At 73.3% G+C, this 23,318-nt stretch carries 21 protein-coding genes; 10 read left to right on the forward strand and 11 right to left on the reverse strand.

Going from position 1 to position 23,318, the window contains the following annotated elements:
- From C1I92_RS21045 to C1I92_RS21060, 4 genes are all read right to left on the reverse strand, one after another.
- On the reverse strand, positions 1-1,443 hold a 1,443-nt coding region (locus C1I92_RS21045; RefSeq protein WP_111256615.1), incomplete at its 3' end, for a hydantoinase B/oxoprolinase family protein.
- The gene (locus C1I92_RS21050) at positions 1,440-3,494 is read right to left on the reverse strand and encodes a hydantoinase/oxoprolinase family protein (protein WP_111256616.1); all 2,055 of its coding nucleotides are present in this window, start codon (positions 3,492-3,494) and stop codon (positions 1,440-1,442) included. The genes C1I92_RS21050 and C1I92_RS21045, both read right to left, overlap by 4 nt.
- Before the next feature lie 55 nt (positions 3,495-3,549).
- The gene (locus C1I92_RS21055; protein WP_111256617.1) at positions 3,550-4,065 is read right to left on the reverse strand and encodes a Uma2 family endonuclease; all 516 of its coding nucleotides are present in this window, start codon (positions 4,063-4,065) and stop codon (positions 3,550-3,552) included.
- Positions 4,062-5,093 carry an ArsR/SmtB family transcription factor gene (locus tag C1I92_RS21060; RefSeq protein WP_199521442.1) on the reverse strand — a complete coding sequence of 344 codons (1,032 nt, stop codon included), beginning with the start codon at positions 5,091-5,093 and terminating at the stop codon, positions 4,062-4,064. Before C1I92_RS21060 ends, C1I92_RS21055 begins: the two co-directional genes overlap by 4 nt.
- 67 nt (positions 5,094-5,160) lie before the next feature.
- Here C1I92_RS21060 and C1I92_RS21065 point away from each other — a divergent pair, with 67 nt between their 5' ends.
- The 3 genes from C1I92_RS21065 to C1I92_RS35465 are packed head-to-tail and all read left to right on the forward strand — an operon-like array spanning position 5,161 to position 7,601.
- Complete coding sequence (locus C1I92_RS21065; RefSeq protein WP_199521443.1) at positions 5,161-6,357, forward strand: MFS transporter; 1,197 nt, start codon at positions 5,161-5,163, stop codon at positions 6,355-6,357.
- 25 nt (positions 6,358-6,382) lie between these two features.
- On the forward strand, positions 6,383-6,733 hold the full coding sequence (locus C1I92_RS21070; RefSeq protein ID WP_158564221.1) for an LLM class flavin-dependent oxidoreductase: 351 nt from the start codon (positions 6,383-6,385) through the stop codon (positions 6,731-6,733).
- Positions 6,734-6,791: 58 nt separating this feature from the next.
- Positions 6,792-7,601: a MerR family transcriptional regulator gene (locus C1I92_RS35465; RefSeq protein ID WP_111256619.1), complete on the forward strand. Its 810-nt coding sequence runs from the start codon at positions 6,792-6,794 to the stop codon at positions 7,599-7,601.
- Here the strand turns inward: C1I92_RS35465 and C1I92_RS21080 are convergent.
- The 7 genes from C1I92_RS21080 to C1I92_RS21110 all read right to left on the reverse strand — a co-directional run bounded on the left by C1I92_RS21080 (position 7,588) and on the right by C1I92_RS21110 (position 15,883).
- Entirely contained in the window at positions 7,588-8,487 is a 900-nt protein-coding gene (locus C1I92_RS21080) for a carbon-nitrogen hydrolase family protein (RefSeq protein ID WP_111256649.1), read from the reverse strand. The two genes, C1I92_RS35465 and C1I92_RS21080, sit on opposite strands and share 14 nt — an antisense overlap.
- A gap of 180 nt (positions 8,488-8,667) precedes the next feature.
- Positions 8,668-9,300 carry an SRPBCC family protein gene (locus C1I92_RS21085; RefSeq protein ID WP_111256620.1) on the reverse strand — a complete coding sequence of 211 codons (633 nt, stop codon included), beginning with the start codon at positions 9,298-9,300 and terminating at the stop codon, positions 8,668-8,670.
- The gene (gene cutA / locus C1I92_RS21090) at positions 9,297-11,687 is read right to left on the reverse strand and encodes an aerobic carbon-monoxide dehydrogenase large subunit (RefSeq protein ID WP_111256621.1); all 2,391 of its coding nucleotides are present in this window, start codon (positions 11,685-11,687) and stop codon (positions 9,297-9,299) included. Before cutA ends, C1I92_RS21085 begins: the two co-directional genes overlap by 4 nt.
- Entirely contained in the window at positions 11,684-12,178 is a 495-nt protein-coding gene (locus C1I92_RS21095) for a (2Fe-2S)-binding protein (protein ID WP_111256622.1), read from the reverse strand. The genes cutA and C1I92_RS21095 overlap by 4 nt, the downstream gene beginning before the upstream one ends.
- Complete coding sequence (locus C1I92_RS21100) at positions 12,175-13,044, reverse strand: FAD binding domain-containing protein (protein WP_111256623.1); 870 nt, start codon at positions 13,042-13,044, stop codon at positions 12,175-12,177. The genes C1I92_RS21095 and C1I92_RS21100 overlap by 4 nt, the downstream gene beginning before the upstream one ends.
- A 4-nt stretch (positions 13,045-13,048) precedes the next feature.
- The gene (locus C1I92_RS21105) at positions 13,049-14,494 is read right to left on the reverse strand and encodes a uracil-xanthine permease family protein (RefSeq protein ID WP_111256624.1); all 1,446 of its coding nucleotides are present in this window, start codon (positions 14,492-14,494) and stop codon (positions 13,049-13,051) included.
- Between the two features lie 213 nt (positions 14,495-14,707).
- Complete coding sequence (locus tag C1I92_RS21110) at positions 14,708-15,883, reverse strand: LolA family protein (protein ID WP_111256625.1); 1,176 nt, start codon at positions 15,881-15,883, stop codon at positions 14,708-14,710.
- 136 nt (positions 15,884-16,019) lie between these two features.
- On the opposite strand from C1I92_RS21110, the gene C1I92_RS21115 reads away from it, so the two are divergent.
- The 7 genes from C1I92_RS21115 (at position 16,020) to C1I92_RS21145 (ending at position 23,205) form a co-directional block, all read left to right on the forward strand.
- A complete protein-coding gene (locus C1I92_RS21115) occupies positions 16,020-16,697 on the forward strand; it encodes a response regulator transcription factor (protein ID WP_111256626.1) in 678 nt (225 codons plus the stop codon).
- 1 nt (position 16,698) lies between these two features.
- Entirely contained in the window at positions 16,699-18,084 is a 1,386-nt protein-coding gene (locus C1I92_RS21120) for a sensor histidine kinase (protein WP_111256627.1), read from the forward strand.
- An 11-nt stretch (positions 18,085-18,095) separates the two neighbouring features.
- Positions 18,096-18,674, forward strand: coding sequence for a hypothetical protein (locus C1I92_RS21125; RefSeq protein ID WP_111256628.1), 579 nt, complete (start codon positions 18,096-18,098; stop codon positions 18,672-18,674).
- An 11-nt stretch (positions 18,675-18,685) separates the two neighbouring features.
- Entirely contained in the window at positions 18,686-19,276 is a 591-nt protein-coding gene (locus C1I92_RS21130) for a hypothetical protein (protein WP_111256629.1), read from the forward strand.
- A 26-nt stretch (positions 19,277-19,302) separates the two neighbouring features.
- On the forward strand, positions 19,303-19,899 hold the full coding sequence (locus C1I92_RS21135; RefSeq protein WP_146605222.1) for a hypothetical protein: 597 nt from the start codon (positions 19,303-19,305) through the stop codon (positions 19,897-19,899).
- 1 nt (position 19,900) lies between these two features.
- Positions 19,901-20,629 (forward strand): DinB family protein, encoded by a 729-nt coding sequence (locus C1I92_RS21140; RefSeq protein ID WP_111256631.1) that lies wholly within the window; start codon positions 19,901-19,903, stop codon positions 20,627-20,629.
- A gap of 62 nt (positions 20,630-20,691) precedes the next feature.
- Positions 20,692-23,205 carry a DNA gyrase/topoisomerase IV subunit A gene (locus tag C1I92_RS21145; protein WP_111256650.1) on the forward strand — a complete coding sequence of 838 codons (2,514 nt, stop codon included), beginning with the start codon at positions 20,692-20,694 and terminating at the stop codon, positions 23,203-23,205.
- Positions 23,206-23,318: the final 113 nt, after the last annotated feature.

The raw sequence follows: 23,318 nt of genomic DNA on the forward strand, positions 1-23,318 counted from the left end.
GTGTATAAGAGACAGCGACAGGATCGACCGGTCCGCGATCGACATGAAGTGCGCGCCGCGCAGCATCCGCAGCCGCTTCTCGTAGCCGAGCCCGCCGCGGTACCGTCCCGGCCCGCCGGAGTCGACCGCGAGCCCGAGCGACTCGACGACGAACGGGAAGCGCGCCTCGCTGAACTCCGTCGGCAGGTTCCGCGAGTCCGGGACCACGTGGATCGTGTCCTCCCCGTCGGCGTAGTACCGCCCGCCCGACCCGCCGCCCAGCACCTCGCGCATGAGATACGGCCGCCCGTCGAGGTCGTCGCCGTAGATGCCGGTGTAGCGGATGGTCTCCTGGTCCGCCGGCATCCGCCCGTCCACCGCCTTCGCCAGCACGCCGGCCAGCACGCCGAGCAGCCGCAGGATCACGAACGTCCGCGCGTTCGTCGGCGCCGGAAACACCGGGGTGAGCAGCGTGCCGGGCGGCGGGAACCGCATCTCGATCAGCGGCACGACGCCCTCGTTGACCTCCAGCTCGGCCATCCGCTCCGGCGAGTCGGCGAGGTTGCGCAGGATCGGGGCCAGCCACTTCTTCAGGAACGCGCCGTCGGCGTAGTCGCCGCAGTGGTTGATCGGGCCCTTGGCCTGCGGCCCGGTGCCGTTGAAGTCGATCACCAGCCGGTCCGGCGCCAGCTCCCGCGTCAGCGTGATCCGCTGCGTGTGCAGCCGCGGCTCGTCGACGCCGTCGTGCTCGGCGTAGTCCTCCCACACGTACGTGCCGGGCTGGATCTTCGCCAGGATCTCGCGGCGGAACGTCTCCGTCGTCCTGTCCAGGATCGCGTCGAAGCACGCCTCGACGTCGGCCCGCCCGTACCGCTGGAACAGCTCGGCCAGCCGGCGCGCGCCCATGAGGCAGGCCGCGCACTCGGCGTCGAGGTCGGCGGCCAGCGACTCGGGCATCCGCGAGTTGCGGGTCATGATCTTCAGCGCCGCCTCGTTCGGCACCCCCTGGTCCCACAGCTTGATCGGCGGGACCATCAGGCCCTCCTCGAACACGCTGGTGGCGTGCGAGGGCATCGAGCCGGGGACGGTGCCGCCGATGTCGTCGTGGTGCCCGAACGCCTGGACGAACGCGACGACCTCGCCATCGTGGAAGACCGGGGCCGTGACGCACAGGTCCGGCAGGTGCCCGATGCCGCCCTCGGACAGGTACACGTCGTTGTGGAAGAACACGTCGCCCGGCCGCATCGTCTCGATCGGGTAGTCGCGGACGACGGGGTGGACGAGCGCGGAGTACGAGCGGCCGGTCAGCTTGCGGAGCCTCCGGTCGTGGATGCCGGCCCGGTAGTCGTGCGCGTCGCGGATCATCGGCGAGCGCGACGTGCGCCCGATCGCGGTCTCGACCTCCTTCTCCACCGACGTCAGGTAGCCCTCGACGATCTCGGCCAGGATCGGGTCCGCGCTCATGTGGCCTCCCGGGTGATCAGCAGGTTGCCGTGCGCGTCGACGACGGCGCGGAAGCCCGGGTGGATCGGGACGGTGGAGCCGAACTCCTCGATCACCGCCGGCCCCGCGACGGCGTCACCGGCGCCCAGCGCGGCCCGGTCGTGGATCGCCGTCTCCGTCCAGCCGGCGCCGAAGTCGACCTGTCTGGTGGTCCGGGGCGGCGCTCCGCTCCCGGGCGCGACGGTGCGCAGGGACGGGCGGGCGATCGGGCCGACCCCCGTCACCCGCAGGTTCACCCACTCGACCTCCTGCCGCGTGTCGCAGGCGAAGTCGTAGCCGTAGAGCTTGCGGTGCGCGGCGTGGAACGCGGCGGCGACGGCGTCCGCGAGCTGCGCCGTGACCGGCCCGTCCGGCACGTCGACCCGCACCTCCGACGCCTGGCCGAAGTAGCGCAGGTCGGCGGTGCGCAGGTAGCGCCGCTCCCCCGCCGCGAACCCCTCCCGCTCCAGCGCCGCGGACGCCTCCGCCGTCAGGTCGTCGAACGTCTTCGCGACGGCGTCGGGGTCCAGCGCCGCATGCCGCGCGACCGCCGTCCGCACGTAGTCGTTGCGGACGTCGACGGTGAGCAGCCCGTACGCGGACAGGTTGCCCGGGTCCGGCGGGACCAGCACGCCGGCCAGGCCCAGCACGTCGACCAGCCGGCAGGCCAGCAGCGAGCCGGAGCCGCCGGAGCAGACCAGGTGGAAGTCGCGGACGTCCAGCCCGCGGGTGACGGTGACCTGGCGCAGCGCGTTCGCCTGGTTCCAGGCGGAGATCTCCAGGATCCCCTCGGCGCAGCGCTCCGGCGTCAGGCCGAGTCGCCCCGCGAGGTCCGCGATGCCGTCCCGAGCCGCGGCCACGTCGAGCGGGATCTCGCCGCCGAGCAGGTGCGGCGGGATCCGGCCGAGCAGCAGGTGCGCGTCGGTGACGGTCGGCTCGGCGCCGCCGGTTCCGTAGCAGAGCGGGCCGGGGTCGGCGCCGGCCGAGCGCGGGCCGACCTTCAGCGTCCCCTCCGGGCTCAGCCAGGCGACCGAGCCGCCGCCGGCGCCGACGGTGACGACGTCGATCATCGGGATCTTGCTCGGGTAGGCGCCGACGCTGCCCTCCGTCGTCAGCGCCGGGTGCCCGTCGACGACGACCGCGACGTCGGTGGAGGTGCCGCCGCCGTCCAGCGTCAGGACGCTCGGGAAGCCGGCCGCCTGTGCGACGACCGCCGCGCCCAGGGCGCCCGCGGCCGGGCCGGACAGCACGGTCGAGATGGGCTGGCGGACCACCTCGTCGGCGGACAGCACGCCGCCGTTGGACTTCATGATGTAGAACGCGGTCGGCTGGTCGGCCAGCTCGCCGAGCCGGGCCGCGATCGTCGCGACGTAGCGGGCGATGCTCGGCTTCACCGCGGCGTCGACCAGCGTCGTCACGCTGCGCTCGTACTCGCGGTACTCCCGCAGCACCTCCGCCGAGATGGAAACGACGGCGTCCGGGTGCTCCCGCGCGAGCACGTCGCGCATGCGCAGCTCGTGCTCGGGGTTGGCGTAGGAGTGCAGGAAGCACACGCCGATGGTCGTGATGCCGCGCTCGCGGAAGAACCGGGCCGCGGCGACGGCGTCGTCCTCGCTGAACGGCCTGATCTCACCGCCGTCGAAGGCGAGCCGGCCGCCGACGGTGCGGACGAGGTCGGCGGGGACGATCCGCGGCGGCTTCACCCAGAAGTAGCTGTTGCCATAGCCGTCCGGGACCGACTGGCGGGCGATCTCGAGCAGGTGCCCGTACCCCTCGGTGGTGACGAACCCGAGCCCGCCGACCTTCCCCTCCAGCAGCCGGTTGGTCGCGACGGTGGTGCCGTGCACGACGGCGGCGACGTCCTCGCCGGTGGCGCCGAGCTGGCCGAGGATCTTGTGCACACCCGCCATGAACCCCTCGGCCGGGTCGCCCGGCGTCGACGGCGTCTTCGTGCTCGCCTGCCGGCCGGTCTCCTCGTCGACGGCGACGACGTCGGTGAACGTGCCGCCGGTGTCGATGCCGATGCGGATCATGGGCTCGATTCAACCTGCGGCCCGGACGCCCGGCGTCGGCAACTGCTGCCAAGGGTCAGGCTTCGAGTGTGGTGAGCGTCGTCACGCGTGTCTCGACGTACGTTGCGGAGCCGTCCGCCGGCCGGGCGAGCCGGTACTGGTAGACGATCGCCTCGCCGTCGACGTCTTCCTCGATGCGCCAGTACTCCGGTACCCCGGCGCTCGCATAGAGGCGTGGTTTCACCTCACGGTCCTCTCGCCGCGATCCCTCGGAGACCACCTCGACCAGGAGGGCGAAGTCCGCGGCCGGATGATAGGCGCTCGTGCCGGACGGAGGGCGGGCGAAGACACCGACGTCGCACGTGCGGATCTCGCCGTGGGGCAGGATCACACCTTGCTCGATGTAGGTGGGCCTGCCTGGATCCACCAGGAGGTTCCGCACCCGGGACTGGACGTCCGCGTGCCAAGGACGCCTCGCCGCGGCCATCACGACGAGGTTTCCTTCCCGCACCTCGTACCGGAACTCCGGCGACAACCGCTCCAGCGCCTCGGGGGTCCACTCGGTGACGTCGGGCAGTTCCAGCGTCCTCATGAACGCACCTCCCTCGCGATCGGCTCTTCACCACCGTACGGTGCGGCCGCCAGGGCCGCGCCGAGCGCCGTCACCCGGTAGAGGACGGTCCGGCCGTGCCGCTCGCCCTCGACCAAGCCGTTCTCGCGCAGCACCCGCAGGTGCTGGCCGACGGCGCTGGGGGTGACGCCGAGGGCGCGGGCCAGGTCGGTGGTCGAGGCGGGTGAGCGCAGCGCGCCGAGCAGCTCGGCCCGGGCCCGGCCGAGCAGCCTGACAGTCGCGGCCGCCGGCGCGTGCTCCGGCGCGACCGACCAGAGCGCCGCGACGCCGCGGGCCGGGTAGCGCACCGTCGTCTGGGTCGACGTGCGCCGCTTGATGAGCACGTACGCTGACCCGAGCACGACCGGCATCAGCACCAGCCCGCCGGGACCCCGGTCGACGGTGCTGTCCTGCCGCCAGCGGTCGCCGCCGAGCTCGAGCCGGCCGTCCCGCCAGCGCAGGTCCGGGTGCAGGTCGGCGAAGAGGGCGGCCGCTCCCCCGCGCGCCAGCCGCCGGGCCCGGTGGGCGATGTCGGCGGCGAGGACGGCGCTGATCCGCTGCCAGTGCGGCGCGATCAGGCGGTCGTGGGCGGTGCGCAGCTCGGCGGCGAGCTCGCGCAGGCCATGGTGCGGGTCGGCGGCGAGGTCGGCGACGGCGGCCGACGGCGCGGTGTCGCCGAACCGGCGCCGCAGGTTTGCGCGAACGGACGCGGCCGGCGTGCGGCGCAGCGCCGCGAGGTCGTCGTCGATGGAGCCGCCCGGCCCGGCCGGCGCCGGGACCAGGAACTCCGGCCAGCCGCGCGCGTCGCCGAACAGCAGCGGCCAGGTAAGCGGCAGCGCCAGCGGCTCGTGGGCCAGCTCGTCCTGGGCCCACTGCAGCCAGCGCCGGTGCACGGCCTGCCGGTCCAGCCCGGCCAGCTGCTGCAGCGCGGCCACCGTCTCCGACAGCGGCGACACCGCGAACCGGGTGGACGCCAGCTCGTCCACGCCCAGCTCGACGGTCAGCGCCATGTCCCGATTATGTAGCCCAGCGCTACAACATGGAGCGCGGGGCGAGGATCCCGCGACGATCGCCGGCATGGCCCGCTACCGCCGGTTCGCCGTCGCCACCAGCCTGAGCACCGCCGGCGACGGCGTGTTCGCGGCGGCCGTCCCGCTGCTCGCCGCGACGCTGACCCGGGACCCGCGGCTGGTCTCGGCCGTCGCGGCGGCCGCGTACGTGCCGTGGCTGCTGTTCTCGCTGCCGGCCGGCGCGCTGGTGGACCGGCACGACCGGGCCGCGATGATGTGGCGCGGCGTCGCCGTCCAGGCCGTCCTCGCCGCGGTCGTGGCCGTGCTGGCCGCGACGGACCGCCTGAGCGTCGCCGGGTTGACGGCGCTGGCGTTCGGCCTCGGCGCCGGGCAGGTGCTGACGGGGACCGCGGCGCAGGCGCTGCTGCCGTCGCTGGTCGCGCCGGACCGACTCCCGTCGGCCAACGGCTACCAGCAGACCATCGCCGTCGTCGGGCAGCAGTTCCTCGGCCCGCCGCTGGGCAGCCTGCTGTTCGCCGTCGCCGCCGGGCTGCCGTTCGGCGTCGACGCGGTCGTGCTGACGGTGGCGGCCGCGCTGCTGGCGACCCTGCGCGCGGACCGCGGACGCCCTGCCCGGGTGACGTCGTCGCTGCGGACGGAGATCGCCGCCGGGCTGCGGTGGCTGGCCGCGCACCGGCTGCTGCGGACGCTGACTCTGCTGGCCGCCGTCAACACGTTCTGCTTCCAGCTCGGCAACGCGACGCTGGTGCTGCTCGCGACGTCGGAGCTGGGTGTGACGGCGCGCGGGTTCGGCCTGCTGCTGGCGACGGCGGCGGTCGGCAGCCTCGCCGGCGGCGTGGCCGGGCCCTGGCTGCTACGCCGCTGCGGTGACCGTGCCGTCCTGCTCGCGGCGCTGACGGTGAACGCGGCGGCCGCGCTGGCGATCGGCCTCGCCGGCTCCGCCGTCGCGCTGGGCGCGCTGCTCGCCGTCATCGGGCTGGGGGTCACGTTGTGGAACCTGGTCAGCATCGGGCTGCGGCAGCGGCTGGTCCCGGCCGAGCTGCTGGGCCGGGCGATGAGCGTGCACCGGCTGGTCGGCTGGGGGCTGATCCCCGCCGGCGCCCTGCTCAGCGGCGTCGTGGCGCACGAGTTCGGCCTGCGCGCGCCGTATCCCCTGGCCGGTGGGATCCGGCTGGCCGCCCTGCTGGTCGCCCTGCCCATGATCATCAACCTTTCGGGCTGGCATGACGACCCGGAAGGTTGATGATCATGGGAGTCCACAGCTACGGGTGCGACGCCTCGAGGCGCTCACCGTCGACCAGCTGTCCGGCGGACGGCTGGAGCTGGGCATCGGCGCCGGCATCATGGCGTCGGACCACCACGCCACTTGCACGACGCCGTGGCCGGTGCGGGAGCGGGTGGCCCGCTACCCCGAGTACGTCCGCGTCCTCGACGAGGTGCTGCGCCGCGACGGCGGCCCGTACACGTTCGAGGGCGACTGGTACACCGTCCGCGACCTGCCCACCGGCCCGGCGACCGTGCGGCGGCCGCGGCCGCCGCTCATCGTCGGCGGGCAGGCGCCGGCCACCGCGGAGCGGTTCGAGCGGCTCGCCCTGGAGGTGATCCCGAAGCTGCGCTGACGTGTTTGACTCGTCCCCTGGGGAAGAGTCCAGGCTCCTGGACGTGAGTGGAGTGGCGATGGACGAGCTGCTGCCGATCGGCCGATTCTCCCGGCTGTGCTGGCTGAGCATCAAGGCGCTGCGGGTCTACGACGACATGGGTCTGCTGCGCCCCGCCCACGTCGACCCGGACACCGGCTACCGGTACTACCGCCCGGACCAGGCGACGACGGCTCGGATCATCGCCACCCTGCGCTCGCTCGACATGCCGCTGGCGACGATCAGGCAGGTGCTGGCCGAGTCCGACCCGGACCGTGTCCGCGACCTCCTCGACGCCCATCGGCTGGTGCTCGAGCGGCGCGTCGACCGCGATCGGCACCTGCTCCAGCGTGTCGAGACCTTCATCCGGATGGGAGCCGTCATGACGTACGAGATCAGCACCCGCGAGACCGCAGCCGCCGAGGTCCTCGGCACCACCTACCCCGCGCCCATGGACTCGCTGGGCGAGACCAGCCGGGTCGCCTACCACCGGCTCTACGACGCCATCGCGGCGGCCGGGGGACGACCGGACGGCTCGCCGCGCCTGGTGTACCTCGACCTCGCCGACGACACCTGGACCGTCGAGGCCTGCGTGCCAGTGGCCGGTCTGACGCGGGCGCCCGACGGGTTCAGCCTGCACCGGGCGCGGGGCGGGCTGGCCGCCGTCACGCTGCACGTCGGCCCGTACGAGGAGCTGGGCATCGCCTACCGCGAGGTCGAGTCGTGGATCGACGCCCAGGGGCTGCGCTCCGCGGGCGCGCCCTACGACGTCTACGTCAACGACCCGGCGGAGGTGAACGACCCGTCGAAGTTCGAGACGGAGATCGTCTGGCCGGTCAGCCGCGACTGAACGGGCTCGCGGCCGGGCGGGTGAGCTCGTCGACGTGCCGGCGGATCAGCTCCAGGTTGCGGTCGGCGAGGTGGTCGAAGCCCTGCCCGATGCTGGAGCCCGGGGTCAGCGAGCGCAGCGCCGCGTCGGGGTCCAGCCGCGCCGACACCCAGCACTCGTGGCTGGCCGCCCGCGCGACCACCTCGGCGATCGGGGTGACGATCATCGAGTTGCCGAAGTAGAGCACGCCGGCCGGGTCGGCGCCGGTCGCGTTGGCGCCGATCACGTAGACGTGGTTGTCGTAGGCGCGGGCCCGGTTGGTCAGCTCCCACAGGTCGGCCGAGCGCAGGAGCGCCGACGGGCGCAGGATCACCTCCGCGCCGCGGACGGCGGTGATCCGGGACAGCTCCGGATAGTCGCCGTCGAAGCAGATGATCAGGCCGATCTTCCCGAGCTCGGTGTCGACGACGCAGACGTCGTCGCCCGGGGTGACCCAGCCGCCGCGGGAGGCCAGCTCGGTGCAGAACGGATGCGTCTTGCGGTAGACGCCGCCGATCTCGCCGTCCGGCCCGGCCAGGACCGCCGAGTTGTAGACGCCGCCGCGCTCCGGCCCACGCTCGTACGTCCCCCACGCCAGGTGCACGCCGAGCCGGCGGGCGGTCTCCTGGAACGGCTCGGCCAGCGCGCCGGGCACGTCGGTGACGAGGTCCCACAGCTCGTCGGCCGGCAGCGCCGGAGTGAACCCGGTGGTCACCGACTCGGGCAGCACGATCAGCTCCGCGCCGGTGTCGGCCGCGCATCGTTCGACGTGGTCGAGCGCGTGCTCGATGTTGGCCTTGACGCTCTGCGCGGTCAGCGGCTCGGCCAGCGGCCGCACCTGGACCGCGGCCGCGGTGAACGCCCGCATGCTGCTCGCCTCCTCGTGGAACTGCTCCAGCGTATCGCCGACCTGGACCTGCACCGGGCGCCTGAGCCGGGCCGAGATGATCACGTTCACCACGAAATCCCCTGCCGCACTACGCATGCAGGCGTGTTGATGGTCGTGCAAGCCTGGCGGGCGGCCCGGAGACGGCCCGCCAGGAGGTCGTCAGGCGCGACGGGAGCGCCCGGACAGCCAGCCGCCGAGGGCGACGCCGGCCAGGGCGACGGCGGCGCCGACGAGGATGCCGCGGGTGAAGTCGCCCGAGGCGGCCGAGCTCGCCGGCCGCGGCGGCGCCTCGTACACGCCCGCGGCCGCCGGGACCGCCGGCCCAGCGGCCAGGACCGGCGCGGCCGGCGCGCGCCCCGTCAGCACGTCGTCGACCGCGGCGAAGAACTCGCCGGCCGTCTTCTTGGCGACGCCGGCCAGCATCCGCTGCCCGACGCCGCCGATCATGCCGCCGACGATCGCGTCGGCGTCGTACTCCAGCCGGGTCGAGCCGTCCTCGGCGTCGGTCAGCGTGACGTGCACATCGGCGCTCACCGTGCCGGGCGCGCCCGCGCCGGACGCCGTCAGCACGAACGAGGCAGGCTCGCGCTGCGAGTGCAGCCGCACGTCGCCGTCGTAGCTGCCCTTGATCGTCCCAACGCCGGCCGAGACCGTCATGCGGTACTGGTCCGGCCCGGACGACTCCAGCCGCTGGCAGCCGGGGATGGTCCGCACCAGCACGGCCGGGTCGTTGAGCGCCTTCCACACGTCGGCCCGCGGCGCGTGCAGGACGGCGGTTCCAGAGACCTTCATCGCGACTCCCGAGCGAGACGGAGAGAGAACAGGTCCGACGGCGAGATCGGCATCCGGGTGATCGCGAACCCCTCCGCGTCGGAGATCGCCGATGCCAGCACCGCCGACCCGGGGATCACGCCGGCCTCGCCCGCGCCCTTGACGCCGAGCGGGTTCAGCGGCGACGGCGTCTCGAGGTGGTCGGTCTCGATGAACGGCACCTCGGTCGAGTACGGCATGAGGAAGTCCATGAACGACGCGTTCAGCAGCTGGCCGGCGTCGTCGTAGACCATCCGCTCGTACAGCGCTCCCCCGACGCCCTGGGCGACGCCGCCGTGGATCTGGCCCTCGACGAGGCGCGGGTTGATCAGCGTGCCGCAGTCGTGCACGACGCAGTAGCGCAGGATGGTGATCTCGGCGGTGTCCGGGTCGGTCTCGACGATGGCCGCGTGCATGCCGTTCGCGAACGTCGACCGCGGCGGCGAGTAGTAGCCGGTGTCCTCCAGCCCGGGCGACTCCCCCTCGGCGACCGGCGGCTTGGAGTAGTCGACGGGGCCGCCGAACTGCGTCGCCCGCTCGGCCTCGCGGTCGAACGCGTAGCGCAGCGGGTTGGCCAGCACGGCGACGGTGGCCAGCGGGATGCTCCCGCCCGGCGCCCCGGACGGCGACCCGACCACCCGCACGACGCCGTCGACGATCTCGAGGTCGCGCGGGTCGGCCTCCAGCGCCTCGCCGGCGATCCGCAGCGCCTTGTCGCGCACCTTCCGGGCCGCCGTGGCCAGCGCGTTGCCGCTCATCACCGCGGCGCGCGAGGCGAACGTCCCGACGGCGTACCCGAACCGCCGTGTGTCGCCGGTCGTCACCGTGACGCGGTCCACCGGCACGCCCAGCTCCGCGGCCACGACCTGCGCGAACACCGTCTTGTGGCCCTGGCCCTGGGTGGTCAGCCCGGTCGCCGCGACCACCGAGCCGTCCGTCTCGACCTTCACCCAGCCGCCCTCGTACGGACCGACGCCGGTGCCCTCGACGTAGCAGGCCAGGCCGATGCCGACGCGCCGCCCGGCGGCCCGCGCCTCGTCCCGGAACGCCTCGAACTCGTCCCAGCCGACCAGCTTCTTCAGCTTCTCCAGCGTCGCCGGGTAGTCGCCGGAGTCGTAGATCAGCGGCCGGCCGTCCTGGAAGATCAGGCCGTGGTCGTAGGGCATCTCGTCGGGCCGGATGAAGTTGCGCTCGCGCACCACCGTCCGGTCCAGCCCCAGGTAGGCGGCGACGGCGTCCATCGTCCGCTCCATCGCGAAGCAGCCCTGGGGCCGCCCGGCGCCGCGGTAGGGCGTCACGGTGACGGTGTTCGTGTAGAGGCTGAAGAACTCCGCCCGGTAGGCGCCGGGCTTGTACGGCCCGAGCAGCTGCGTTGTCGTGATGATCGGGACGATGATCCCGTACGGCGTGTAGGCGCCATTGTCGTGCCAGACGGTGACGTCGAGGCCGAGCAGCCGGCCGTCGTCGTCGAAGCCGACCCTGACGTGCTGCAGCTGGCCGCGCTCGTGTGCGGCGCCGACGAAGTGCTCGCGGCGGTCCTCGGCCCACTTGACCTCGCGGCCGAGCCGGATCGCCGCCCACGGGACCAGCACCTCCTCCGGCCACGGGTGCACGATCTTCACGCCGAACCCGCCGCCGACGTCGGGCGCGATCACCTCGACACGGTCCGGCGGCAGCTCCAGCCGCGCCGCCAGCGCCGCCCGCACCGACGTCGACGCCTGGGTGGACGTGTAGACGCGCAGGCTGGCGTCGTCGGCGTCCCAGCGCGCGTGCACGCCCTTCCCCTCCAGCGGGGTGGACGCGCTGCGCTCGATCGCCAGGTCCAGCTCGAGCACGTGCGGGGCGGCCTCGATGGCCGCCACCGCGTCGCCGCGGGACTGCACCATGTGTGCTGCGACGTTGCCGGGGACGTCCTCGTGCACCAGCAGCTCGCCGTCGCGGGCGGCCTCGATGCCGACGACCGGCGGCAGGAAGTCGTACTCGACCCGGATCCGCGCGCAGACGTCCTCGGCGACGTACCGGTCGGTCGCGACGACCATGGCGATCGGCTCGCCGACGTGGTTGACCTCGTCCTTGGCCAGCGCGTACGCGGTGCGGCCGTGGGTCAGGGCCGCGTGCGGGATGAGCAGCGGCAGCGGCTCGCCGGCCCGGCCGTCGAGGTCCTCGTGGGTGTAGATCGCGACCAGCCCGTCGACGTCCACCGCGTCGGTGACGTCGATGCTCACGATCCGCGCGTGCGCGTGCGGGCTGCGGACGAACGCGGCGGCCAGCGCACCGTGCCCGATGTCGTCGAGGAACCGGCCCTGCCCGGTGAGCAGCCGGGGGTCCTCCAGCCGCTGGATCGGCTCGCCGAACGCCCTCGTCGTCATGCCCGCTCCGCCCGCAGCTCGGCGGCGCGCAGCACGGACGCGACGATGTTCTGGTAGCCGGTGCAGCGGCAGAGGTTGCCGGCGATCGCCTCGCGCGCCTGGTCCGCCGTCGGCGCCGGGTTCTCCTCCAGGTAGGCGGTGATCGTGGTGACGAAGCCGGGCGTGCAGAAGCCGCACTGCAGGCCGTGGCACTCGCGGAAGGCCTGCTGGACGTGGCCCAGTTCGCCGTCGGGCCGCGTGCAGCCCTCGACGGTCGTGACCTCGGCGCCGTCGACGGTGACGGCGAACTGCAGGCAGGACCGGATCGGCCGGCCGTCGACGAGCACCGTGCAGGCGCCGCAGACGCCGTGCTCGCAGCCGACGTGGGTACCGGTCAGCTCCAGGTCGTGGCGGAGGAAGTCCGACAGCAGCCGCCGGGCCGGCACCGTCGCCGACCGAGGCACGCCGTTGACCACCAGCGACACCTCGTACAGCTCCTCGGCGGCGCTCATGCGACGGCCGCCCGCCGGGCCGCGTCGCCCGCCGCCCGGGCCGTCAGCACCTCGGCGAGGTGGCTCCGGTAGGCGGCGGTGGCGTGGATGTCGTCGTCGGGCTCCAGCCGGCCGGCGGCCAGTCGCCCGGCCGCCGCCCAGTCCGCGTCGTCGTACATCGCCCCGGCGACCGCGTCGGTGAGGTCGAGCACCGCCGGCTCCGGGCCCATCGAGACGTACGCCGATCTGGCACCGGCGACCCGCAGGTCGTCGTCAAGTGTCACCACCACTCCGGTCCCGCAGACGGCGTAGTCGCCGTGCCGGCGGGCCACCTCCGTCCAGACGGCCCCGGTACGGCCCTCCGGTACCGGGAACGTGACGGACGTGACCAGCTCGTCGGCGTCGGCGCAGGTGGTCAGCGGGCCGGTGAAGAAGTCGGCCGCCGCGACGGTGCGCTCGCCCCTCATGGAGCGCAACGTCGCCGTGCCGCCGAGCAGCGTCAGCACGGCGGTGAGCTCGCCGGCCGGGTCGGCGTGCGCGATGCTGCCGACCGTCGTGCCACGGTTGCGGATCGTCGGGTGCGCGACGTGCTCCAGGGTGTCGCGCAGCAGTGGCAGGACGGCGTACGCGGCGTCGTCGTGCTCGACGTCGGCGTGCCGGGCCAGCGCGCCGACGGTGACCTCGTCGCCGTCGACGCGCACGTAGGCCAGCTCCGTCAGCCGGTTGATGTCCACCAGGTGCTCGGGCGCGGCCAGCCGCATGTTGAGCAGCGGGACCAGGCTCTGGCCCCCGGCCAGCACCTTGCCGGCAGGGCTCACCTCGGCCAGCACCGCGACGGCGTCGTCGACGGTGGCCGGCCGGTGGTAGGCGAACCCCGCTGGCTTCACGGCATCATCCTCTCTCGCCGCGCGCCGTTTCGCCCGGCGGCTCGTCGTCGACCTCGTGCACACCCGGCGGCCCGACCGTCAGGACGGCGCCGCCGTCGCGCAGGTGCGGCGGGGCGACGGCCCTGGCCAGGTGGTACGCGGCGATCGTGACGATGGTGCCGAGCGCGATGCCGGACAGCACGAAGTCGTCGGTGATCTCCAGCGACGTGTCGCCGATCGCGATGATGATGCCGGCCGACACCGGCACCAGGTTGATGGGGTTGGAGAAGTCGACCCTGTTCTCGATCCAGATCCGGGCGCCGAGCAGGCCGATCATCCCGTACAGCACGACGGTGATGCCTCCGAGCACCCCGCCCGGCGTCGCCGCGATCAGCGCGCCGAACTTCGGCGAGAACCCGAACAGGATCGCCACCAGCGCGGCCACGTAGTACGCCGCCGTCGAGTACACCCGGGTCGCCGCCATCACGCCGATGTTCTCCGCGTACGTCGTCGTCGGCGAGCCGCCCACCGACGTCGCGATGACCGTGCCGACGCCGTCCGCGGCGATCGCCTTGCCCATCACCGGGTCGAGGTCCTTGCCGGTCATCTCCGCGACCGCCTTGACGTGACCGGCGTTCTCGGCGATCAACGCGATGACGGCCGGCAGCACCAGCAGGATGAAGGTGATGCTGAAGCTGGGCAGATGCCAGCCGGGGATCTCGACGCCGTTGCTGACCACGGTCTCGTCGGGGAAACCCAGCCAGTCGGCCTCGCGGACGCCGTCGAAGTTCACCCGGTCGCGGGTGACGATCTCGCCGGTGCCATCGGGCGAGGTGATCTGACCGAAGATCCGGTCGAACACCCATGACAACGCGTAGCCGAACACCAGCCCGACGAAGATCGCGATCCGGCCGAAGAACCCGCGCAGCCCGACCGCCATGAGAATGACGGCCGTCATCACGATCAACGCGATCCACTGGTCCTGCGGCCAGTACACCGTCGCGACCACCGGCGCCAGGTTGAAGCCGATCAGCATGACGACCGCGCCGGTGACGACCGGTGGCAGCACCTTGTGCAGCACACCGGCGCCCAGGTAGTGAATCAGGACACCGGCCGCCGCCAGCACTACACCTGCCACCAGGATCGCCCCGGTGACGTCCACCGAGTCGCCCTCCTGCGCCCGGATCGCGACGACACCGCCGACGAACGAGGCGCTGGTGCCGAGGTAGCTCGGCACCGCCCCCTTGACGATGAGCAGGAAGCAGATCGTCGCGACCCCGCTCATCATGATCGCGAGCTGCGGGTTCAGGCCCATGATGATCGGGAACACGAACGTCGCACCGAACATCGCGACGACGTGCTGCGCGCCGAGGCCGATCGTCCGGCCCCACGACAATCGTTCGTCCGGCCTCACCACCGCCCCCGGCGGCGGCGTCCTGCCGTCGTAGACCACCTTCCAGCGCAGCGCCACGGGGCCTCCTCACGCGGGCGGGTGACGCACGTCACCCTTGCGGACACGTTGGAGGCAACTTAGGCATCAGACGTTTCCGGGGCATGGGCACGAAGTGCCGAGGAGATCACCCCGTCGTCGGCAACGTCTGCACTGCGCGCGGACGCGCGGAAAGGCCGCCGCGGGATCGCGAGTCCCGCGGCGGCCTCTGTTCCCGCCCGTGTGGTCTGCCGGCTACAACGCCGCGGCCGGGTCCTGCGCGGCCTCCTCGAGGACCTCCAGCGGGACGGCGCCGGCCAGCAGCCGGCCGTCGTCGAGGAGGAGGACGGTGAAGAGGTCGCTGCTCAGGGCGCGGCCGGTGCCGTACGGCCCGCTCACGTCCTCGAGTTCGGCGATGAACGCGTCGGCCATGGCCGCGGCACCGCCCTCGAGGCCGGCGGTGAGCTCGTCGAGGTTCACGTCGCGGGCGAGGACGACGCTGCTCCAGCCGGAGCCGATCACGTCCACGTCGGCGTCGCCCATCGCGACGTCGGCGCCGGGGTGCGCCTTCGCGTCCTCGAGGTCGCCGGGCTGGATCTCCTCGACGGTGGTGCCGGGCGGCGGGGTGAACTCGTAGGTCGACGCGTCGGGCTCGTCGAAGGAGATGGAGGTGAAGCCGACCTCGAAGGACGGCTCGGTGGCGTCCTTGGCGACGATCTGCACGCGCAGCGGCATCGACGTCTCGCCGTCGACGGCCAGCCGGATCGAGCCGATCAGCGACTGCTCGTCCTTCGGCCGCAGCACCAGCTCGTAGGCCGAGCGGCCGGCCACGGTGGCCGTCCCATCGACGTCGACCTGGGTGGACGGCTCGATCATCGCCAGCGCGAGCGACGCGGCCGCGGTCGGGATGTCGGTGGGCAGGTCCTCCGGCATGCCCTCGCCGCCGCCGAACGGGTTCTCGCCGCCGAACGGGCCCTTGCCGGCGTCGTCCTCGGTGTCCTCGGGGAGGACCAGGTGCGACGCGGACGCGCTCTCGCTGCTCCAGAACCAGGTGTCCTGGCCGTCGCGCAGCAGGTCGGACTCGGCCTGGTCGCTCTGCAGCGCGACCCGGTAGGTGTCGCCGTCGGTGTACCAGATGCGTGCCGTCGACGACCCGTTGAGCAGCGACAGCATGGCCGTCGGCAGCGAGGTGGCGTCGCCGCCGGTGACGTCGGGGAGGCCGACGTCGGCGGACTGGACGACGGTGCCGGCGAACGGCTGCACCTCGAGGCCGGCGAGGCCGATCAGCAGCTCGGCGGCGGTGCGATCGGGCAGGTCGGAGTCGGCGCCGGCGATCAGCGGGCCGGCCACGGCCGCGCCGACGACCACGGTCGCGACCGTCGCCCCGGTCGCCCACCGCCGGGCCGGAGTGCTGAGAAGGGAGTTCGGCATGTCTGCTCCTGACGTGCTTCGGTGCGTTTCGGTGCTTCGGGGGTCGTCCCGATGAGAACCAGAGTGCCAAGTCGTCGCTGTGAGATCCCTGAGAGCCGCCGCCACGGCCCCAAGCCGGCAGGGCATGCTTGACGGCATGCGGGTGCTGGTGGTCGAGGACGAGCGCGGGCTGGCCCGCGCGCTGCACCGCGGCCTGTCGGCCGAGGGCTTCTCCGTCGAGCTGGCCCACGACGGCCTCGACGGCCTGCACCTGGCCCGCGAGCACAGCTACGACGTCATCGTGCTCGACATCATGCTCCCGTCGCTGTCGGGCTACCGCATCTGCCGGACGCTGCGGGCCGAGGGCAACTGGGTGCCGATTCTCATGCTGTCGGCGAAGGACGGCGAGTACGACCAGGCCGACGGGCTCGACGTCGGCGCCGACGACTACCTCACCAAGCCATTCTCCTACGTCGTGCTGGTGGCCCGGCTGCGGGCGCTGCTGCGCCGCGGCGCGCCGGCCCGGCCGGCCGTCCTCACCGCCGGCGACCTCGAGCTGGACCCGGGCGCCCGGACCGTGCGCCGCGGCGGCGAGGAGGTCACCCTGACGCCGCGCGAGTTCGGGGTGCTCGAGTTCCTCATGCGCCGCACCGACGAGGTCGTGTCCAAGCGCGACATCCTCGAGCACGTCTGGGACGCCCACTACGACGGCGACCCGAATGTCGTCGAGGTGTACGTCGGCTACCTGCGGCGCAAGATCGACACGCCGTTCGGCCGGGCCGCGGTGCAGACGGTGCGCGGCGCCGGCTACCGGCTCAGCGGCGACGGCGGCTGACATGGCCGTGCTCGGCCGGATGAGCCTGCGCGCCCGGCTCACCCTCGCGGCCACCGCGATGGCGGCGGTCGGGCTGGCCGTCGGCGGCGTGCTGCTGATCATCGCGCTGGACCGGGCGCTGCTGAGCGCGCTGGACGAGACCGCGCGACGGCAGGGCGAAGACATCGCGACACTGGTCGAGTCCGACCGGATACCCAACCCGCTGCCCGGCTTCGGCGCCGTCGTCGCCCAGGTCATCGATGCCGAGGGCCGCGTGCTGGCCTCGACGCCCGGCGGCGACCGGCTCACGGCCGTCGTCGCGGGCGCCGACCTGGAGGCGATCCAGGCCGGCGGGGCGATCGACCTCGACGGCACCCGGCTCGGGCAGCCGGAGCCGCTGCGCGTCGTGGGCGTCGCCACCCAGACGGCGGGTGAGCCGCGCACCGTCATCGTCGCCGTCTCGCTGGAGGAGCAGCAGCGCAGCGTCCGGTTCGCGACGATCGGCGTGTTCGGCGGCGGGCTCGTCGTCACGATCGCACTGGCCGGGCTGAGCTGGCTGGTCATCCTGCGGGCGCTGCGCCCCGTCGACCGGCTGCGCGGGGGCGCCGAGGAGATCACCGGCGCCGGTGGCGGGCACCGGCTGCCGGTCCCGGCCGGCGGCGACGAGCTCAGCCGGCTCGCCGTCACGCTCAACGACATGCTCGGCCGGCTGGACGCGGCGGCGGCCCGGCAGCGCGCGTTCGTCGCCGACGCCGCGCACGAGCTGCGCAGCCCGATCGCGGCGCTGCGGACCGAGCTGGAGGTCGCGCTGGCGCACCCGGACGCCGTCGACCCGCACGACACCGCCCGCGAGGCGCTGGTCGAGGTTCAGCGGATGGCCCGGCTGGTCGACGACCTGCTGGTGCTCGCGCACCTGGACAACCCGCGGCCGGTACGCCGCGACGAGCTGGTCGACCTCGGCGAGCTGGCCATCGAGGTGGCCGAGGGGGTGCCCGATGGCGCGGTGGCGGTGCGGGTCGACGCCGGCGACGACGTCTTCACCCGCGGCCATCGCGACTCGCTCTCCCGGGTGCTGCGCAACCTGCTCGACAACGCCGTCCGGCACGCGTCGTCGCGGGTGGAGGTCGTGGTGACGACCGGCGGCGGCCGCGCCTGGGTGACGGTGGCCGACGACGGCGCCGGCGTCCGGCCGGCCGACCGGGAGCGGATCTTCGAGCGGTTCACCCGCCTCGACGACGCCCGCGACCGCGACGCCGGCGGCTCCGGGCTGGGGCTGGCGATCGCCCGCGAGATCGTCGTCGCGCACGGCGGCACGGTGACCGTCGAGGACGCCGCGCCGGGCGCCCGGTTCGTCGTCGCGCTGCCGGCCGCCCGGGCCACCATCGGCGCGCCCGAGTCGGTGCCCTAACCTGCTGGGCCATGACGCAGTTCGTCCTGCGCCCGTCCGTTCGGCACCGTCCCCTCGCGTTGGTCCCCGTCGTCGTCTTCGTCGTGTTGTGCGTGGTCGCCGGCGCCTCGGCCGGCCGGTTCGGAGTGCTGATCGGCCTGGGCATCGCGTCCCTGGTCGTCGTGCCGGTCGCCGGCGTCCTGCTGCGCTCGCGCATCGTCGTCACGCCGTCGGAGATCGCCGTGCGCGGCTTCCTCACCCATCGCCGCGCCGACCGCGCCCAAGCGGCGTCCGTCGTCCGCGCCATGATCGTCGCGCCCCGTGCGCCGCTGAACGACTCGATCTTCGTCCTGGACCGCGACGAGAAACCGCTGCTGCGCATCCAGGGCGTCAACTACCCCAGGGCAGACCTCGACCGCCTGGTCGACCACCTCGGGCTGCCGGCCATGACGGCGGACCGGCCCGTGACCGCGGCCGAGCTGGAGCGGCGATATCCCGGCATCGTGCCGTGGATCGAGCGGCACCCGTACCGGTTCGCGTTCGCCGTCGCGGGCGGGGTGGTCGTGCTGGCGATCGTCATCGCGGTGATCGTCGCGGCGGCCGTCGCGTAGGGTCGGGGGCCGTGCCCGAAACCGACGTCCTCGTCCTGCGACCGGCCTCCGGCCCGCGCCGGCAGGTCCTCACGATCGCCGCCGTCATCTCCGTCGTGCTCGTCATCGGCGGCGTCATGGCCGGCGGCCGGCCGGCACTGGTCACCGGCATCGGCCTCGCCGCGCTACTGGCGCTCGCCGTCGCCGTCTACCTGTGGCGCTCGCGCATCGTCGTCACCCCGGCCGAGATCTCGGTGCGCGGCCTGTGGTTCCACCGCCGCCGCGACCGTGCCGACGCCGCCTCGGCGATCCGGGCCACCGTGGTCCAGCCGATGGCCGCGCCCTCCGAGACCATCGTCGTCCTCGATCCCGGCCGGCGGGCCCTGCTGCGCATCAACGCCGCCCTCTACTCCCCCGCCGACGTCGACCGGCTGATGGACCACCTCGAACTGCCGGTCGCCGGGTCGGACGGCCCGGTCACTGCCGCGCAGTTCGCCCGTGAGCAGCCGGGCGCCAGCAGCTGGATCGAGCGGCACATGCTGGCCTTCATCCTGCTCTGCGCCCTGGGCTTCGCCGTCCTCGCGCTCGTCCTCGGCACGGTGATCGCGGCCCTGTCGGACTGACGCCGTCCACGCCTATGATGCTGGCCGTGCCCGGTCCCCTGCCCGCAGCCGCGCTCGAGCTGCGGCCGTCGCTTCGCCGCTACCTGGGCACCGTCAAGTGGTCGCTGCTGCCGATCGTCGTCCTGCTGGCGGCGCTGCTGTTCCGCGGCGGCGGGTTCGGCGCGATCGTGTCGCTGAGCGTCATCGTGCTGGCGTCGGCGGTCGTGCCGACGTGGTTCCGGCGGGCCGCGATCGCCGTCACGGCCGACGAGGTCGCCGTCACCGGCCTGCTGCGCACCCGCCGCGTGCCACGCAGCGCCGTCGCGTCCGTCATCACCGTCGCGCTCCCCCGCACCCACAAGAACAGCCGCAGCATGGCGCACCTCTATGTGCTCGACGGCGGCGGCCGGCGGATCGCCCGGATGAAGGGCAGCCGCTGGGTCGAGGACGACATGCGCCGCCTCATCGCCACCCTCGGCGTCGAGACCCGCAAGCTCGGCCGGCTCCCATCGGCCCGCGCGCTGGCCCGCCGCTACCCGCACGCCGTGCCGCTGCTCGAGCGCTACCCCGTCCTCGCCGGCGCCCTCGTCGTCGTCCCCGCCGTGGCGGCGATCTTCGCGCTGTCGCTGGAGCTCTCCTCCTAGGATGCGGAGCATGACACGTTACGTCGACGAGGATCTGCGCGGTGCGGAGTTCCGCGAGTGCGATCTGACCGGGGCACGCCTGATCGGCGTCGTCATGCAGGATGCCGTGATCGACGGGCTCGTCACGAACCTCGTGGTGAACGGTGTCGAGGTCACCGGGTATGTCGAGGCAGAGCTCGACCGGCGTCATCCGGTGCGGGTGCTGATCCGCTCCGAGGACCCTGCCGATCTGCGCGAGGCATCGCGTCAGCTCCATGCCGCCTGGGCCGCCACGATCGAGCGAATCCGCGCTACGCCCGGCATCGAGCGCCGCAGCGTGAACGACGAGTGGTCGGCGGCGCAGACGATGCGCCACTTGGTCTTCGTCCACGACTCGTGGTTCCGCCGCTGCTGCCTGGGCTCGACGGAGCTGTTCACGCCGATGGGCATCGGCACGACTGTCGAGCCCTACCGCGGGGCGCACGGGCTCGACCCCGCGCTCGATCCGCCCCTCGACGAGATCGTGAGCGTGCGTGAGGCACAGGCCGCCGAGCTCGAGGCCTGGCTCGACGACGTCACCGTCGAGCAGCTCGCGGCGCGAGCGCCAGTGCCCGACGACGACGTCTGGCCGCCGTACGCCCGGGGCCGCTCGGTGCGGCAGTGCCTCGGCACGGTGCTCAACGAGACCTTCGAGCACCACCGCTTCTGCGTCCGCGACCTCGACCTGATCGAGGCACAGGACGCTGAGTAGCGCCTGTCCGTCCTGCGGGTCGTTGCACGGTGGAGGACCCCGGCAGGGTGACAATGGTCGGCATGGCACGCCGGACCACGACACCCCCGCCCGAGGACTTCGAAGAGGTCATTCTCGACGTCGACGTCTCGGAGGAGATGCGGGGCAGCTTCCTCGAGTACGCCTACTCGGTCATCTACTCCCGCGCGATCCCGGACGCCCGTGACGGGCTGAAGCCGGTGCAGCGCCGGATCCTGTTCCAGATGAACGAGATGGGCCTGCGCCCCGACCGCCCGCACGTGAAGTGCGGCCGCGTCGTCGGCGACGTGATGGGCAAGCTGCACCCACACGGCGACACCGCCATCTACGACACGCTGGTGCGGATGGCGCAGCCGTGGGCGATGCGGGTGCCGCTGGTCGACGGGCACGGGAACTTCGGCTCGCTGGACGCCGGGCCGGCCGCGTACCGGTACACCGAGTGCCGCATGAGCGAGCCGGCGATGCTGCTGGTCCGCTCCCTCGACGAGAACGTCGTCGACATGGTGCCGAACTACGACGGGCAGTTCGAGCAGCCCGAGGTGCTGCCGGCGGCGTTCCCGAACCTGCTGGTCAACGGCGCCACCGGGATCGCCGTCGGCATGGCGACGAACATGGCGCCGCACAACCTCGGCGAGGTCATCGACGCGACCCGGCACCTGCTGACGAACCCCGGCGCGAGTCTGGACGACCTCATGCGGTTCGTGCCCGGGCCGGACCTGCCCAGCGGCGGCCGGATCATCGGGCTGGACGGGATCCGCGAGGCGTACGAGACCGGCCGCGGCGCGTTCAAGACCCGCGCGACCGCCCGGGTCGAGAACATCACCGCCCGCCGCAAGGGCATCGTCATCACCGAGCTGCCGTACATGGTCGGCCCGGAGCGGGTCCGCGAGCGGATCGTCGAGCTGGTCCGCAACAAGAAGCTGCAGGGTGTGGCCGACGTCGTCGACTACACCGACCGCAACACGACGTTGCGCCTGGTCATCGAGCTGAAGAGCGGGTTCGTGCCGGAGGCGGTGCTGGAGGAGCTGTACCGCCTCACCCCGCTGGAGGACTCCTTCTCCATCAACAACGTCGCACTGGTCGACGGCCAGCCGCGCACGCTCGGCCTCAAGGAGCTGCTCGAGGTCTTCATCGCGCACCGGCTCGACGTGGTCCGGCGGCGCAGTGAGTTCCGCCGGACGAAGGCCGCTGACCGGCTGCATCTCGTCGACGGCCTGATGATCGCGCTGCTCGACATCGACGAGGTCATCGCCGTGATCCGCTCGTCCGACGACGCCAGCGCCGCGCGCGAGCGGCTGATGGCCGTCTTCGACCTGTCCGACATCCAGGCCCGCTACATCCTCGACACCCCGCTGCGCCGGCTCACCCGCTACGACCGGCTGGAGCTGGAGAAGGAGGGCGAGGAGCTGCGCCGCACCATCGCCGAGCTGACGGCGCTGCTGGAGAACGAGGGCCTGCTGCGCCAGGCGGTCTCCGACGAGCTGGCCGAGATCGCCGCCGCGCACGCGACGCCGCGGCGCACCGTCCTGCTGGAGGAGTCCGGCGCCGTCACCACCCGGGCCGGCGCCGCTTCGCTGGAGATCGCCGACGACCCGTGCCAGGTGCTGCTGTCGTCGTCGGGGCTGCTGGCCCGCACGGCCGGCGAGGAGCCGCTCGTCTACGGCGACAAGCGGTCCAAGCACGACGTCATCGTGTCCGTCGCCGCGTCGACGGCGCGCGGCCAGATCGGCGTCGTCACGTCGGCCGGCCGGGTGCTGCGGCTGTCGGTGCTGGACCTGCCGGCGTTGCCGCCGACGGCCGCGCTGACGCTGGCCGGTGGCGCGGCGTTGAAGGAGTTCATCGAGCTCGATCCCGGTGAGCGGGCGCTGGCCCTGACGACGTTCTCGCCCGACTCCCCCGGCCTGGCGCTGGGGACGGAGCGCGGCGTCGTCAAACGCGTGGTCCCGGACCACCCGGGCAAGGACGCCTACGACGTCATCCGGCTCGACGACGGCGACCGCGTCGTCGGCGCCGTCGAGCTGCGCACCGGCGACGAGGACCTCGTCTTCATCAGCTCCGACGCCCAGCTGCTGCGCTTCCCCGCGTCGGCGGTCCGGCCGCAGGGCCGGTCGGGCGGGGGCATCGCCGGGATCAAGCTCTCCTCCGGTGCGAAGGTCACGTTCTTCGGCCTCGTCGACGCCACCCGCGACGGCGCCGTCGTCACGGTCTCCGGCTCGTCGACGGCGCTGCCGGGCACGCAGCCGGGCGCGGTCAAGGTGACGCCGTACTCGGAGTACCCGGCCAAGGGCCGCGCGACCGGCGGTGTGCGCTGCCACCGGTTCCTCAAGGGCGAGGACACCCTGCTGCTGGCCTGGGCCGGCGTGGCGCCGGCCCGCGCGGCCGCCGCGAGCGGCGTGCCGATCGAGCTGCCGCCGGCGACCGGCCGGCGCGACGGGTCGGGCATCGCGGTGGCGCAGCCGATCGCGGCCGTCGCCGGCCCGCTGGCTGCCGGTGAATCGGTTGGTGCGTCCGACCCGGAGGAGCCAGTCGGCGATGGGGAGCAGTTGACGTTGGAGTAGCCGAGTTGTGCCGGCCCCCTGTTGCTTTCCATTGTCGGGGGCGCGGGAGGCGCCCAGGCTCCTACCTTCGCTGTACTTGGGCTCCGCTGGCCGCCTCTGGCCGCGCCCCCGTG

This window comes from Jiangella anatolica, from assembly GCF_003236295.1.
GTDB lineage: Bacteria > Actinomycetota > Actinomycetes > Jiangellales > Jiangellaceae > Jiangella > Jiangella anatolica.